The following is a 15,245-nucleotide window of genomic DNA, read 5'->3' on the forward strand; positions in this document are numbered from 1 at the left end:
GATTTGTTCAGACTTGCGGGTTCGTACCAAACCGAATACGAAATCGTCGGTTTTCCTTTCCCTTTTTCTCAATCTTTCCAATATAAATTTCGCCGACTTCATTCGTTTGTGAAACATGGGTTCCACCGCAAGGTTGCGAGTCTATGGAGCCATTTTCTCCTATAGCTACCATCCGAATGCGACCGGTTCCGATCGGAGGACGAACGTTCTTGGATTTTATGAGATCGGGGTTTGAAAGCAAATCATTATCGGTGATCCAATGATAACTTATTGCTTCGTTTGCGTTAACAAGCTCCATCAGCTTTTCTGTGACAAGTTCCTTGGTGTAACTAGGGTCTGGTAGATCAAAGTCCACCCGGCTTTCCTCTTCGCCTACTGCGGCACCTGTAATGGGAAACGGACAAACGACTGATAGTAAATGGCAGGCGGTATGCATGCGCATTAACTTATATCGGCGCTGCCAATTAAGGTGGAGTGTGAGTTTTTCCCCGATTTGAAGTGTTGGTTGTCCGTCTGCGGGCATGTGAACGATTTCGTTTTTAGTCTCGCCCGTTTGGGTCGCGATAATTTCCATACGCGATCCGTCGGCACGCTCAAAATAGCCTGTGTCACCAGGCTGCCCACCAGAAGTTGCATAGAAAATCGTACGATCGAGGATTATGCCGCCATCCACATTGATTGCCAGCACCGAGCTTTCCGCGGTCGATAAATAAGGATCTTCACGGAAAAGAGCTTCAGTCTCATAGGCCATGGCTAGTCCTCGTAAGGTATATTGAATTGGGCTTTTGTGGTGAGCCAGCTTGGTTCGGGAAGGTTTTTTGAGCGCAAGAAATTCGGATTGAAGAGTTTGGATTGATACCGATTACCATAATCACACAAAACGGTCACGATTGTGTGGCCCGGACCAAGTTCTTTGGCAAGACGAATGGCACCGCCAATATTGATGCCGGTAGAACCTCCAAGGCAAAGCCCCTCCTCCTGCACAAGATCGAATAAGATTTCGAGCGCTGTGGCATCGGTGATCTGATAGGAAAAATCGGGTTTGAAACCTTCAAGATTAGCAGTGATACGCCCCTGCCCTATGCCCTCGGTAATGGAATCACCTTCAGACTTGAGTTCTCCGGTTGTATAAAAAGAATGGAGAGCCGCGCCGAGTGGATCGGCAAGCGCAATCTTAATGTCATTATTTTTCGCTTTGAGACCAAAAGCCGTGCCGGCAAGGGTCCCGCCCGATCCAACAGCAGCAACAAAGCCATCGATTTTGCCGTCAGTTTGTTGCCAAATTTCTTGAGCAGTGGTTTCAATATGGGCGATTCTGTTGGCAATATTATCAAATTGATTTGCCCAAATAGCGCCATTGGGTTCGGTTTTTGCCAATTGTTCAGCAAGACGGCCGGATAGACGCACATAATTATTCGGGTTTCGATAGGGTGCCGCTGGCACTTCAATCAGCTCTGCGCCCAGCAAGCGCAGTGCGTCTTTCTTTTCTTGGCTTTGGGTTTCGGGAATAACAATCACGGTTCGATAACCCAGAGCCTTCGCAACCATAGTGAGGCCAATTCCAGTATTGCCTGCGGTTCCTTCTACGATCACACCGCCCGGCTTGAGCAATCCGCGTTTTTCCGCATCGCGAATGATATAAAGTGCTGCGCGATCTTTAACAGACTGGCCAGGGTTCAAAAATTCGGCCTTACCATAAATCTCACACCCCGTGAGCTCAGAAGCTTTCTTTAAACGGATCAGCGGCGTGTTGCCGATAGCGTCGAGGACAGTGTTATGCATGGCCTGTATCCTTTCAATTGAAAGGAAATTATGGGTAAGCTGTTCATTCTTCAAGCAAGTAGCCGCCCAATTTTAGTCACCACTTGTAATTTCACGCCTTAATTCTTTGCGCCTATGAAAAAACCGCCCCTTTCGGAGCGGTTTCGAAGAAAACTCACTTCATATCCTGTCATGCAGCCTTTGGGGCACCGGAAGAATTGCGGCGTTTACGCCGAAATGGACGTTTTGTTTGCGTAAGCATATCGCCATTCGTCGTGGCCTTGGGAGCAACTGCTTGTCGATGTTCGCTTGCTTTTTGCTCAGGACGACGGTTTTTCTGTGCCGGCTTTTGGGAAGCGGGTTTACGATTGCGCTGTGGCCGCCCGTCCGCCCCGGAATTAGCGATAGGTGCCGGTGCAGGAGCTGGCTTTACCGGAGCATCTGTAATCGCGAGCTTGGTGCGAGTAACGCGTTCAACAGCCCGCAATTTGGATTCTTCTGTCGCCGGATCGTAAAGTGTTATCGATGCACCGCTGGCACCGTTGCGTCCGGTACGCCCGATACGGTGAACATAGGTTTCAGGCTCGTCAGGCAAATCGTAATTTACAACGTGACTGATACCTGGAACGTCGATGCCGCGAGCGGCAATATCCGTGGCAACCAGAATGCGCAAAGCGCCGGAACGAAAACCTGTCAATGCGCGCTGTCGAGCATTTTGGGACTTATTTCCGTGGATTGCAGCCACATCGTACCCATCTCGCTCAAGATGCCGCACCACCGCATCCGCACCATGTTTGGTGCGGGTGAAAACGATAACCGATTTCATATCTGGATTTGTCAGCATCGCGGAAAGCAGACGACGTTTTTCCCGCGTTGGTACCGGATGGACCACCTGCGTGATTTCAGCGGCAGTTGTTCCCTGTGGTGCGACTTCGACGCGCACAGGATCGCGCAGGAGCGCCTGAGCGAGTTTTGCGATTTCTTTCGGCATAGTTGCCGAGAACAGCGCCGTCTGACGGTCTTTATGCGTGCCTTTAGCAATGCGCTTCACATCATTGATGAAGCCCATATCAAGCATGCGATCAGCCTCATCAAGAACCAACCAACGCGTTTCCGACAGATCAATAGAATTCTCACGCACAAGATCGGTCAAGCGTCCCGGCGTGGCGATCAATATGTCGACGCCCGGCTGCATACGTTTGATCTGGCTTAAGCGTGAAACGCCGCCCAGAACAAGTGCCGTTGATATATGTGCATTTTTAGCAACGGAGCGGATGGTTTCTTCGATCTGGACCGCAAGTTCACGGGTGGGTGCAAGGATCAAAGCGCGAGCTGTTTTGCCCTTTCGCTTATCTCCCAGAGCGATGATTTGCTGCAAGATGGGAAGGCTGAAGGCCGCCGTCTTGCCAGAACCAGTTTGCGCAATACCCAGAATATCCCTACCCTGCAATTGATGCGGAATAGCCTGAGCCTGGATTGGCTTTGGTTCGGTTAGACCCGCTGCCTCTACGCCTTTAAGCAATATTCCAGTCACGCCGAGTGCGGCAAAGCCGCCAGTTATTTCTTCGGTCAATTCAATCTCTTTCAACGGATCCATTGATGGGTAATCCGCTTTAAAACTCGGAACAAGCGCAACTTGCCCAATAAAATTTTTTGATGATACGACGGGACGCCGGATGAAAATCCCAGCGACTTGCGCAGCCGTGCCCCAACAATGGTTGAGGTTCTTTTGCAAGCGAACCATTTCGAAAGCAAAAGACGAGACGCAACAAGTCCTAGTCCGGGAAAGCTGAACATATTCAGCCCATGCGCCTGACGGGCATATGGCCTTTTCTCGATGAAAAAGCAAATATTTTCGCAAGAATCCTGCTGTTAAATGATGAAATCCGCCAAAACTTGGTTATCCGTGATATCCTGAAAGGCCCAGCCGGCTTCGGTGAATTTCTTTTCGAGGATTTTAAACCTTGATGGTTCCTTGGTTTCGATACCAATTAGCACCGAACCAAAATTTCGCGCTGATTTTTTAAGATATTCAAACCGGGCAACATCATCGTCGGGCCCTAGTAAATCAAGAAAAGAACGCAATGCACCGGGGCGTTGCGGGAAGCGGAAAATGAAATATTTCTTTAGTCCTTCGTAGCGTAGTGCACGCTCTCGAACATCGGGGAGACGTTCGAAATCGAAGTTGCCGCCTGAAACAACAATGACAATAGTTTTGCCTTTTAGCTCGCTTTTTTTGAAGTCTTTCAGCGCATCAATGCCAAGCGCGCCCGCAGGTTCAAGCACAACGCCTTCAATGTTGAGCATCTCGACCATTGTCGAACATAAACGGTTTTCGGGGACCGCAATTACATTTTCAGCATTGAAATTTTTTAGAAACTTGAAGTTTTCCTTGCCAATTTCTGCAACCGCGGCGCCATCGACAAAATTATCAACGGTTGGAAGTTTAATTCTTTTTCCTGCTTCCAGACTCAATTTGAGGCTTGCAGCTCCTTGCGGCTCTATGAACCGAAATTGACAGGTCCAGCCAAGCACACTGAGGTAATGGGTGACGCCGCCCGACAGCCCGCCCCCACCCACTGGCAAAAAGATCAAATCAGCTTGTTTATCTCCGGGCAATTGCTCGACAATTTCTAAGGCAACAGTGGCTTGGCCTTCCATAATCTTTGGATGGTCAAAAGGCGGCACCATTATGCCATTATTGTTTGCAGCATATTCTTGCGCGGCAGCATAGCAAACATCAAAAATATCGCCCACCAGCCGAATGTCGACAAACTCGCCACCGAAAGCCCGTGTTTTATCGATTTTTTGCTGGGGGGTGGTGACTGGCATAAAAATTACACCCTTGCGGGCGAAATGCCTACAAGTAAATGCGAATCCTTGCGCATGATTACCGGCAGATGCACAGACAAAAACCGCGTTTTTATCGAGGGTTTTGACCGCATGAGAAATGAAATTGAGTGCGCCGCGGATCTTATAGGAGCGAACTGGCGTCAAATCTTCCCGCTTAAGCCAGATCTCAGCGCCATATTTGCGAGAGAGATATTCATTGTGCTGCAAGGGCGTCTCTGGAAACAGCTCATGCATATCACCATGAGCTTTTTTCACGGCTTCAAGGAAGGTGGCCATTATCTATTCCAATCATTCAGCTTTTGCTGAATGGCTACATGCGACTAACGTTGCAGACAAGGCAAGATTTTTATGATCGCGCCATTTTTAGTTTGAAATTGGTGCGGACGACGGGGGTCGAACCCGTAAGCCATTGTAGTGGCGGCAGATTTTAAGTCTGCTGAGTTTACCAGTTTCTCCACGTCCGCAGCTCGAATTGTGTATGTCATGATTTGCGACATAATTTCAAGCCACTTCACGCATTTACACAACTAGCTTGGTTGGTTTCAAGCTCTTCTGGCCTGAACGACATGACAGTGAAGCGAATTATAAGTTCGTGTTGGAACTATGCTTAATTTAGTTGCGGGGGTCTCCGCCCAGAGATTAATCTGAAACAAAAATGGAGTTGCGGATGACCACTGTTGAACAGCAGACTGTGACTGCTGCAATGCTCGCTATTGGAGATGAACTCCTTTTCGGGCGGACCAAAGATAAAAATATCGGCCATTTAGCTGATGTACTGACGGCAGCGGGTATTGATCTGAAAGAAGTGAGGATTGTTGCTGACGATGAATCAGCGATAGTGGAGGCATTAAACGCGCTGCGGCATCGTTTTGATTACGTGTTTACATCGGGAGGCATCGGGCCAACTCATGATGACATCACTGCGGATGCAGTTTCAAAAGCGTTTGGGCTCGACTGTATTTACGATGAAAAAGCGATGAAGCTGCTAGCAGAAAATTACGCCACACGTGGACTGGAATTCACACCTTCCCGCCAGCGAATGGCGAGAATGCCCAGGGGAGCGCAACATATTGATAACCCAGTTTCCGCTGCTCCTGGCTTTCAGATAGGGAATGTATTTGTGATGGCCGGGGTGCCGTCTGTTTTTCAGGCTATGATTCACAATGTGTTGCCCCGTCTTCGCATGGGTCGCAAGCTAATGTCCAAAACCGTTCATTGTGCGTTTGGAGAAGGCGTTATCGGTGCCCCGTTGACTGACATTCAAAACCAACATTCGAACACGGTCATTGGATCTTATCCGAAATTCGAAAATGGTCAGTTTAGCACTGAATTGGTGGTTCGGGGAGCAGATGAAAATGCAATAGATGCAGCGGTACAGGCTATCAAGGAGATGATCACACAGCTTGAAAAGCAAGGTGCTGCATGAATCCCAAAGAATTACCATTGTTAGGTCAGGCTCATATTATGATAAACTAAAAGCAGCCTGAAGGAGGTTAAATATGTCTTATAAGACGTTAGTTGCATACTCCCGAAGTGAAAACGAGCTAGCGCGTGTGGTCACTGCTATTCGAGCGGTGATGGGTAAGTTGCCAGATATTCATGTTATTGGCCTTTATTCGATACCATCGCCCATTGTTTATGCCGATCCGAATGGATTTATCGATCCGGGCATGTTCGAGTTGCATGACAAACAGCACAATGAGCTGTCGTCAAAATTAAAAGCAGCTTTTCAGACAGAAATGGATCGGCTGGGCCTTCCCCATGAATATAAAATTGCACGGTCGGAATCGGGAACTGCTGCCGAGGCTGTACTTACTTCATGCTATGGGGCTGAATTGCTTGTTGCGGCGCAGCCAGACCCTAACGATCCCACGATGAGCCATGAATCTGCGGATCCAATAGTGTTTAATGCAAGTTGCCCGGTTCTGTTGGTGCCCTATGCCCCTATAACGCCGTGTGAAGGCATCGATCGCGTGGTGGTGGCATATAACGGCAAACGCGAAGCCGCACGAGCGGCATTTGATGCGCTTCCCCTATTGAAAGCAGCGTCGCATGTCGAGCTTATTTGGGTCGATGCTCCGGTGCGAGATGAAGGCGAACCGCTAGCTGGAAGTGGAATTGTTCGTGCGCTTACCCGTCACGGAATCAATGTGAACCTTTCACATATCCCGTCCAATTCTCGCTATGCGCAAGATGTGCTGCGGGACTATGTTATTGCTGAAAGAGCGGACCTATTGGTGCTAGGTGCTTATAGTCATTCCCGCATCCGGGAACTGGTTTTTGGTGGGGTTACCCGATCCATGCTTAACAATCTGCCGGTGCTAACTCTATTCTCTCGCTAATTCAGCTCTGCGTAAAAATGAATGCGAGTGACCGCAGATTTGAGGCAGCTCTTGCAAGAAAGGCTTTTTTGCGGTTATCAGCATTACCCGGCGCTGACCGTGCCGGGCGGAGTGTCTTTGATCAATCTGTGTTAATCCGGAAGTATAGTAGGGTGATCGCAGATTTTGACAGGTCAGCGCGCCTGGCATCCGCCAACGCGCATTTTAGTAGTATCGATCTGGTTGAGTGACCGGATCATCCACGGAGCGTTTCGATGTCGTTGCCCGATAAAGCCTTTCCCGTCTCTTGGGACCAGTTTCACCGTGATGCACGCGCCCTCGCCTGGCGCATTGCTGATATGGACCGCGAATGGAGAGCAATTGTCGCCATCACGCGGGGCGGATTGGTTCCAGCCGCGATTATATGCCGGGAACTCGGCATTCGTTTGATCGAGACGGTCTGCATTGCATCTTATCACGATTATGACACTCAAGGTGACATGCAGGTTTTAAAAGGCATTGGTAGTGGCTTGCTTGAGAATCAGGGCGATGGGGTTATTGTTGTCGATGATCTGACAGATACCGGTAAAACGGCGGCAATCGTACGTGAAATGATGCCTAAAGCGCATTTTGCGACTGTATATGCAAAGCCGCAAGGACGCCCGCTTATCGACACATTTATTACCGAAGTTTCGCAGGATACTTGGATATATTTTCCATGGGATATGGGCTTCACTTACCAAGAGCCGATCGCGCAAGGTAAGCGGGGCTAAATCAAAAGATTTGAACTGCAAATCTGGTAATATCATCGTCACAATCACTGACTAAGATTAGCAGCGGATGTTTGCTCATCAGATAAGATGTGGCGATGTTTGATTCGTCCGTTGCTGTTCTGGAGGGCAGTAACGGAGAACTGTTGTGCTTTTTTCGAATCGCATAGCTTAGTTGAAAATTTAAGGCTTTTAGATTGAAAACAGCGGCTCAAAAATTTGTTGCGAAGGAAAAGCGTATCCTTACGCCTTCTGGCCGTTTGCAGCAGGTTGCGGCCCTAGTCTATCGCTTTAAAAAGGACAAGTTGCAGATCCTGCTGATTACCAGCAGGGGAACTGGCCGCTGGGTCATACCTAAAGGCTGGCCGCAAGTGGGTCGCACCCTAGCAGAAACCGCGGCGTGCGAAGCATATGAAGAAGCTGGCATTCATGGTGAATTGTTCCCCCACCCGATCGGACAATTTGATTATTGCAAAAATGATCTGCCACCAGAACGACTTAATAAATTTACCGTTTCGGTATTTCTGTTGCGGTTTCTGGAGCAAGCGGAAAGCTGGCCAGAGCGTGATCAGCGAAATTGCTTATGGATAAGCCCTATCGAGGCAGCGGAGCGCGTCGATGAAGAAGGGTTGAAAGAGATTCTTCGACAATTCAGCGCCCAGCATTCATTCTTCGCGACTGAATGATTGTTCCCGGGAAATATGCTCATATGGCGCTCGGTTTTTGGACCGAATAAATCCGAAGACCGAGTTTGTATTCAATGTCATTATAATTGTCTGCGTTCTCCCCGTTATCCACATTTCACCCTACTCGTCCCCACAATATATAGGGGTAGGCTGTTTATTAAGAAGCAAGGCTTGACCCTAATGAGCGAGTCGCTTTTTATATGATTATCGTTGCGTAAGTAGCGTGGGCTGAGCGTTTTATCCTTCGGTCTTTCCTCACTTAGTTGGAGTTATTTTTGAGCGGGCGCTGTGTTCACACTTGCAGCACCGCCGATAAATTTTTATTTTCAAAATTGGGTTTACGTCTATTTTTTAAAAAATAATCCGCGGGTAATTGTCGATTTTATACTAGATTTAGTGGCTTTTGTCGTGGTAGGGTACTATATAGAGCAAAGCATCGCTAAGCATTTATTGATTAGCGATGGCGTTGCGTGCAGTCATGTCGGCATCCAGGAAGCCAAAATGACCGGAATTTTTCAGGAGGGCTGGGCTCTTCGAAACCATCACCGGCCTTATCGGTTAGGTGATTAGAGATCAATCCAACAGGAAGCGAGCTTTTGGGCAAGAAGCTGTTGGCGGGACTACTATATCTAGATTGTTTGGATGGGACAGATGAAGATCGAGCGCCGTTTTACCAAAGAGAACCAGTCGGCCTATGCGGATATTGAATTCCGTAAGACGATCAGTGAGATCAAGAATCCAGACGGTTCGATCGTGTTCCGCCTTGAGAACATTAATGTTCCTGCGCAGTTCAGTCAGGTGGCTGCAGACATTCTGGCGCAGAAATATTTCCGCAAGGCGGGTGTTCCCGCTCGCGTGAAAAAGGTCGAAGAGAACAATGTTCCGTCCTGGCTGTGGCGTTCAGTTCCGGATGAAGCTGCATTGGCCGAACTTCCGGAAGATGAGCGTTTTGGCTCGGAAATGGATGCGTGTCAGGTTTTCGATCGCCTGGCCGGTACTTGGACCTATTGGGGCTGGAAAGGTGGATATTTCGATTCGGAAGAAGACGCGAAAGCCTTCCGTGACGAGCTTGCCTATATGCTGGCGACGCAGCGCGTAGCGCCAAACAGCCCTCAATGGTTTAATACGGGTCTCCACTGGGCCTATGGTATCGATGGTCCGGGCCAAGGGCATTATTATGTTGATTGGCAGACCGGCAAGCTTAACAAGTCAAAATCGGCTTATGAACATCCACAGCCCCACGCCTGCTTTATCCAGTCTGTTCAGGATGATCTCGTCAATGAAGGCGGTATCATGGATCTCTGGGTGCGTGAAGCGCGCCTGTTTAAATATGGTTCGGGTACCGGGTCTAACTTCTCGCATTTGCGTGGCGCGGGTGAAAAGCTTTCGGGCGGTGGCAAGTCATCGGGCCTGATGAGCTTCCTCAAAATTGGTGACCGTGCTGCTGGTGCGATCAAATCAGGCGGCACGACCCGTCGTGCTGCGAAGATGGTGGTTGTTGATGTCGATCACCCCGATATTGAAGAATATATCGAATGGAAGGTGAAAGAGGAGCAGAAAGTTGCCGCCCTCGTCACCGGCTCCAAAATCGTTAAGCAACATCTCGTCGCCATTATGAAAGCCTGCGTTAATTGCGAAGGTCATAATGATGATTGCTTCGATCCGCTCAAAAACCCTGCGCTCAAACGCGAGATCAAAGCAGCCAAAAAGAACCAAGTTCCGGAAAACTATGTGCAACGTGTCATTCAGTTCGCACGCCAAGGTTACACGGATATTGAGTTCCAGACCTATGATACAGACTGGGATTCGGAAGCCTATCTGACGGTTTCAGGTCAGAATTCAAACAATTCTGTTTCTCTGAAAGATGAGTTTCTGCGCGCAGTGGAAAATGATGGCGACTGGAACTTGACGGCACGTCGCGATGGTCGCGTAATGAAGACGCTCAAGGCTCGCGATTTATGGGATAAGATCGGTTATGCGGCTTGGGCCTCGGCTGATCCGGGTCTACATTTCAACACCACGATGAATGATTGGCACACCTGCCCTGCTGAAGGTCCGATCCGCGCATCAAATCCGTGCTCGGAATATATGTTCCTTGATGACACGGCTTGTAATCTTGCTTCGATCAACCTGCTGACCTATCGCAATCAAGATGGTACGTTTGATATTGAGGCTTTTGAACACACGGCGCGCCTGTGGACGATCGTGCTTGAGATTTCTGTAATGATGGCACAGTTCCCATCCAAGGAAATTGCTCGCCTATCTTACGAATATCGTACGCTCGGATTGGGTTATGCCAATATTGGCGGCCTGTTGATGACTTCCGGCATTCCCTATGATTCCGATGAAGGCCGCGCCATTTGCGGTGCATTAACTGCAATCATGACCGGTATAGCCTATGCTACATCGGCGGAAATGGCGAAGGAACTTGGAGCTTTCCCAAGTTACGAACCTAATGCAGCCAATATGCTGCGGGTTATCCGCAACCATCGCCGTGCGGCCTATGGCGAAAATCAGGGCTATGAAGGCTTGGCTGTCAATCCGGTTGCATTGATTGCCGAAAATTGCCCCGAACAGGCGCTGATCACCCATGCCCGCGCCGCTTGGGATAAGGCGCTCGAATTGGGTGAAAAACATGGCTATCGCAATGCTCAGGCGACGGTCATTGCACCAACCGGGACTATTGGTCTGGTCATGGATTGCGACACCACGGGTATTGAGCCTGACTTTGCGCTGGTGAAGTTTAAAAAACTTGCCGGTGGTGGGTATTTTAAGATCATTAATCGTGCCGTACCGGAAGCCTTGCGCACATTGGGCTATTCGGAAAGCCAGATTGCTGAAATTGAGGCCTATGCGGTTGGTCACGGCAACCTCAATCAGGCTCCGGGTGTCAATCCTGCTTCTTTGAAGGCTAAGGGCTTTACCGATGAGAAAATTGAAGCGCTGAATGCTGCTCTCAAGAGTGCTTTTGATATCAAGTTCGCCTTCAATAAATGGACGCTGGGCGAAGATTTCTGCAAAGAAGTTCTGAAGCTCACGGATGAGCAACTCAACGATTTTTCGTTTGAAATGCTGCCAGCGCTCGGATTTTCGCGTCAGGATATTGATGCAGCCAATATTCATGTTTGCGGTGCTATGACATTGGAAGGTGCGCCTTTCCTTAAGGAAGAGCATTACGCTGTGTTCGATTGCGCCAATCCATGCGGTAAGATCGGTAAGCGTTATCTTTCTGTTGAAAGCCACATTCGCATGATGGCTGCGGCTCAGCCATTCATTTCGGGTGCGATCTCTAAAACGATCAATATGCCCAATGAAGCAACGGTTGAGGACTGTAAGAACGCATATATGCTGTCCTGGAAGCTGGCTTTGAAAGCTAATGCACTTTATCGTGATGGCTCCAAACTTTCCCAGCCGCTTAACGCATCGCTTATCGCGGATGATGAGGATGAAGATGATGCGGTCGAAGCACTGATTGAAGCGCCGGCTGCGGCACGGGCTGTTCAGGTGACAGAGCGTATCGTTGAAAAAGTGGTCGAAAAGTTTGTCCATGAACGGGAAAGACTTCCAAATCGTCGTCAGGGCTACACTCAAAAAGCGGTTGTGGGCGGGCACAAGGTCTATCTGCGCACCGGTGAGTTTGGCGATGGCCGTTTGGGTGAAATCTTCATCGATATGCATAAGGAAGGCGCTGCTTTCCGTGCAATGATGAACAATTTCGCCATCGCTGTTTCGCTCGGGCTGCAATATGGTGTGCCGCTGGAAGAATATGTCGAAGCTTTCACATTCGTGAAATTCGAGCCAGCCGGTATCGTTCAGGGCAATGACGCGATTAAATCCGCGACTTCGATCATTGATTATGTCTTCCGTGAACTCGCCGTCTCCTATCTGGGGCGCAATGATCTTGGCCATGTCGACACAAGCGACTTCTCCAATACGGCACTTGGCAAAGGCATTCAGGAGGGTAAAACCAATCTGGTGTCGACCGGCTGGACCCGCGGATATAAGCCTTCGCTGGTGCCTAAGGACACACCATCGGGCGAAGCGAAAGGTATGGCCGCGGCCAAACCGCAAGCTTCTAATGTAACGACTTTGAAATCATCGTCTCGCCCAACCACAGTTGGTTTGATGACTGACGGAGCAACAGCTTTCAAGCGTGACGTTGATGAACAGCCAATTCCCGTAGCCCAGCCAGAAAAACCTTCGGCGACGGAGCTGTTTTCTGACAAGGCGGCGGCAGAAGCGGCGTCTGCCCGTACCGAAAGCGCTAATTCTGCTAGGAAATTAGAAAACGACCGTCGTATGAAGTCGATGATGCAGGGTTATACAGGCGATAGCTGCACAGAATGCCAGAATTTTACGATGGTTCGTAATGGCACCTGTCTGAAATGTGACACTTGCGGCGCAACAAGTGGTTGTAGCTAAGAAATAATATAATGCGCGGATTATTCGATCCGCGCATTTTTATTCTCGCAAATTTTCCAAGTTATTTGCGTGTGCCTTATCAAACTGATTGCAATACTTCGTAGCCTAAGCTTCAGTGTAGTTACTTTGTTGTCGCAAAGTTGCTCACTACTAAGTTGATGATTCAACTTTATTACGAACTAACGTTCTTGAATAATTGCTACCTCCTGAACTGGAAACCGGATTTTGCAAAAAATATCGGAACAGAAACCGGTTCAGCTTCGTTTCTTCAGTGAAAACGGATGAAAAGGAGATAGGGTATGCTTAGAACCACACTTCTGACGACAACATGCGCGCTTCTCATCAGCGGGTCAGCTTTTGCACAAGACACTGCCCCGGCCCCAATGGATGGTGCGCCTGCCGCTTCTGAAATGCCAGTTTCCTCAAAAGATATGTTTGGCAATCCACGCACGGGAGAAACGGACACTATCGGGTTTCTGGAAGCTAAAGACGGGCAGATTCTTGTTTCGAGCTTTATCGGCCAAAGTGTCTATGAAAGTGAGGCGAATGACGCCCAGTCCGTGGGCAAGCTCAATGATTTGATTGTGAGCGCAGAGGGCGAAATTGAAGCCGCTGTCATTGGAGTAGGTGGATTTCTCGGGATCGGCGAAAAAGACGTCGCCGTAAGCCCTGATCAGCTTCAGCTTGCTGAACGCAGCGATGGTAAAAAGTGGCTATTTATAAAGGCGTCCAAAGAACAGCTTGAGGAGGCACCCGCTTTTGATCGTGCGTCCCTGTTCGTTGACGGAGTAGCTGATCCTGCCGCAGCATCGCGGTCGAATGCAGATAATCCAGATGCTACAGCTCCGGCTCCTGCCGCCCCGGCAGCCCCTGCTGACCCTGCCACAACCCCTACTGATCCCGCTACGGATCCGGCAACGCCTGCTGATCCCGCATCGCCTGAAACGGCACCTGCCAACTAGTAAGCTTACCCTCCGACCAATGCAACCCTGGCTATCACGCCGGGGTTTTGCTTTCGATCAAAAATCCCGTCTTGATTTCGTTCTGGGCTCACCTTACCAAATATTGATCGGTGGCACGCCTTTGAGCGTATTGCGAAATCGGGTAAATGCTTTGTCGGAATTTCTCACCAACTATCCCTGGGCCCACACAATCATAGCGTTAGCAGCACTCTTTCTGACTGCTTCAGTCGCTAATTTTTTCCTCAAGTTCATCTTCCTTAAGGTACTACATAGGATTGTTAAGCGGACAACTTTTGGTCAAGATGAAGAACTCAAGCGGCACGGGGTTATCCGCCATCTTACAAATATTGTCCCTGCCCTGATCATCGCATCAGGTATTGTGGCAGTGCCAAGCCTTCCAACAGCGGCAGTTATTGCTGTCCGCAATGTGGCAATTGCATTTATCATTCTGACAGTGGCGATGGCGCTGAATTCGCTCTTGAGCGTCGTTGATACGCTTTATGGACGCAAGGAAGAGGCAAAAGACAGGCCACTCAAAGGCTATATTCAAGTCGCCAAACTGGTTGTTTATCTCATTGCAGCGGTTTTGATCATAGCGACATTGCTTGATCGATCCCCGCTCATTTTGCTGTCGGGCGTCGGTGCGATGGCAGCGGTTTTGATTCTTGTATTTCAAGACACGCTTTTATCGCTGGTAGCCAGTATGCAAATCGCATCTTCTAATATGGTGCGCGTTGGCGATTGGATCGAAATGAAGAACCTTGATGCAAATGGTGATGTGATCGAAATTGCCCTCTACACCGTTAAAGTTCAGAATTTCGATAAAACCATCACGACTTTACCAATTCGCAAACTCATTACCGAACCAATGAAAAACTACCGAGGTATGCAGCAGGCTGGCGGAAGACGGATCAAGCGATCAATTTACCTCGATCAATCAACGATTCGCTTTATAACTGAGAAGGAGCGCCAGCAGCTTGCAACAATTGATCACCTTAAAGATTATCTGACGCGCAAAGAAAAAGAAATTTCTGAATGGAACCAGAAACTGGGCGAGCGCGCTCGCAACCCGATCAACACACGGCGCTTTACCAATATAGGAACATTTCGAGCCTATATTGAATCTTATCTGCGCGCCCATCCATATATTCACGGTGGAATGACATTATTGGTTCGTCAACTTGATCCCACTCCACAAGGTTTGCCGCTAGAAGTCTATTGCTTCACCAATACTACCGTCTGGGCTAATTACGAAAATATCCAATCCGATATCTTTGATCATATATATGCAGTGATGCCGGAATTTGATCTACAGCCCTTCCAGAATCCTACTGGCAAAGATTTGCGCAATTTGGGCGTGAAAGAAATGCTGAATTAATTCGCGTTTCGGAACATTTGGAACATGGCTGCTAGCGCAGCCACACAGCCATTGCCCCTGTAACGCCGCGGACATTTAAATGATACAGGGGC

At 49.0% G+C, this 15,245-nt stretch carries 10 protein-coding genes, 1 tRNA gene and 1 pseudogene; 7 read left to right on the forward strand and 5 right to left on the reverse strand.

Features of this window, described 5'->3' with window-relative positions:
- Positions 1–7 precede the first annotated feature (7 nt).
- From C7374_RS10950 to C7374_RS10970, 5 genes and pseudogenes are all read right to left on the reverse strand, one after another.
- Complete coding sequence (locus tag C7374_RS10950; RefSeq protein WP_111575672.1) at positions 8–751, reverse strand: alanyl-tRNA editing protein; 744 nt, start codon at positions 749–751, stop codon at positions 8–10.
- A 2-nt stretch (positions 752–753) separates the two neighbouring features.
- Positions 754–1,782: a cysteine synthase A gene (locus C7374_RS10955; RefSeq protein ID WP_111575673.1), complete on the reverse strand. Its 1,029-nt coding sequence runs from the start codon at positions 1,780–1,782 to the stop codon at positions 754–756.
- Positions 1,783–1,951: 169 nt separating this feature from the next.
- A pseudogene (locus C7374_RS10960) lies at positions 1,952–3,610 on the reverse strand (DEAD/DEAH box helicase).
- A gap of 23 nt (positions 3,611–3,633) precedes the next feature.
- On the reverse strand, positions 3,634–4,890 hold the full coding sequence (gene ilvA, locus C7374_RS10965; RefSeq protein ID WP_111575674.1) for a threonine ammonia-lyase IlvA: 1,257 nt from the start codon (positions 4,888–4,890) through the stop codon (positions 3,634–3,636).
- A gap of 99 nt (positions 4,891–4,989) precedes the next feature.
- Positions 4,990–5,078, reverse strand: a tRNA-Leu gene (locus tag C7374_RS10970).
- A 203-nt stretch (positions 5,079–5,281) separates the two neighbouring features.
- On the opposite strand from C7374_RS10970, the gene C7374_RS10975 reads away from it, so the two are divergent.
- The 7 genes from C7374_RS10975 (at position 5,282) to C7374_RS11010 (ending at position 15,153) form a co-directional block, all read left to right on the forward strand.
- A complete protein-coding gene (locus C7374_RS10975) occupies positions 5,282–6,040 on the forward strand; it encodes a competence/damage-inducible protein A (protein ID WP_111575675.1) in 759 nt (252 codons plus the stop codon).
- A 73-nt stretch (positions 6,041–6,113) separates the two neighbouring features.
- Positions 6,114–6,956, forward strand: a complete 843-nt coding sequence (locus tag C7374_RS10980; protein WP_111575676.1) for a universal stress protein — start codon at positions 6,114–6,116, stop codon at positions 6,954–6,956.
- Between the two features lie 254 nt (positions 6,957–7,210).
- Positions 7,211–7,708, forward strand: coding sequence for a xanthine phosphoribosyltransferase (gene gpt, locus C7374_RS10985; RefSeq protein ID WP_111575677.1), 498 nt, complete (start codon positions 7,211–7,213; stop codon positions 7,706–7,708).
- A gap of 194 nt (positions 7,709–7,902) precedes the next feature.
- Positions 7,903–8,391, forward strand: a complete 489-nt coding sequence (locus C7374_RS10990; RefSeq protein WP_111575678.1) for an NUDIX hydrolase — start codon at positions 7,903–7,905, stop codon at positions 8,389–8,391.
- Positions 8,392–9,042: 651 nt separating this feature from the next.
- Entirely contained in the window at positions 9,043–12,813 is a 3,771-nt protein-coding gene (locus tag C7374_RS11000; protein ID WP_111575680.1) for a vitamin B12-dependent ribonucleotide reductase, read from the forward strand.
- A gap of 299 nt (positions 12,814–13,112) precedes the next feature.
- Entirely contained in the window at positions 13,113–13,775 is a 663-nt protein-coding gene (locus C7374_RS11005; RefSeq protein WP_111575681.1) for a PRC-barrel domain-containing protein, read from the forward strand.
- 151 nt (positions 13,776–13,926) lie between these two features.
- The gene (locus C7374_RS11010; RefSeq protein WP_111575735.1) at positions 13,927–15,153 is read left to right on the forward strand and encodes a mechanosensitive ion channel family protein; all 1,227 of its coding nucleotides are present in this window, start codon (positions 13,927–13,929) and stop codon (positions 15,151–15,153) included.
- Positions 15,154–15,245 lie beyond the last annotated feature (92 nt).

Origin of the sequence: Falsochrobactrum ovis (genome assembly GCF_003259955.1) — a bacterium.
GTDB classification, from domain to species: domain Bacteria; phylum Pseudomonadota; class Alphaproteobacteria; order Rhizobiales; family Rhizobiaceae; genus Brucella; species Brucella ovis_A.

Coding starts and splice junctions, on each gene's coding strand:
- C7374_RS10950 (WP_111575672.1), bottom strand. CDS start 751: ATGGCCTATGAGACTGAAGCTCTTTTCCGTGAAGATCCTTATTTATCG.
- C7374_RS10955 (WP_111575673.1), bottom strand. CDS start 1,782: ATGCATAACACTGTCCTCGACGCTATCGGCAACACGCCGCTGATCCGT.
- ilvA (WP_111575674.1), bottom strand. CDS start 4,890: ATGGCCACCTTCCTTGAAGCCGTGAAAAAAGCTCATGGTGATATGCAT.
- C7374_RS10975 (WP_111575675.1), top strand. CDS start 5,282: ATGACCACTGTTGAACAGCAGACTGTGACTGCTGCAATGCTCGCTATT.
- C7374_RS10980 (WP_111575676.1), top strand. CDS start 6,114: ATGTCTTATAAGACGTTAGTTGCATACTCCCGAAGTGAAAACGAGCTA.
- gpt (WP_111575677.1), top strand. CDS start 7,211: ATGTCGTTGCCCGATAAAGCCTTTCCCGTCTCTTGGGACCAGTTTCAC.
- C7374_RS11000 (WP_111575680.1), top strand. CDS start 9,043: ATGAAGATCGAGCGCCGTTTTACCAAAGAGAACCAGTCGGCCTATGCG.
- C7374_RS11005 (WP_111575681.1), top strand. CDS start 13,113: ATGCTTAGAACCACACTTCTGACGACAACATGCGCGCTTCTCATCAGC.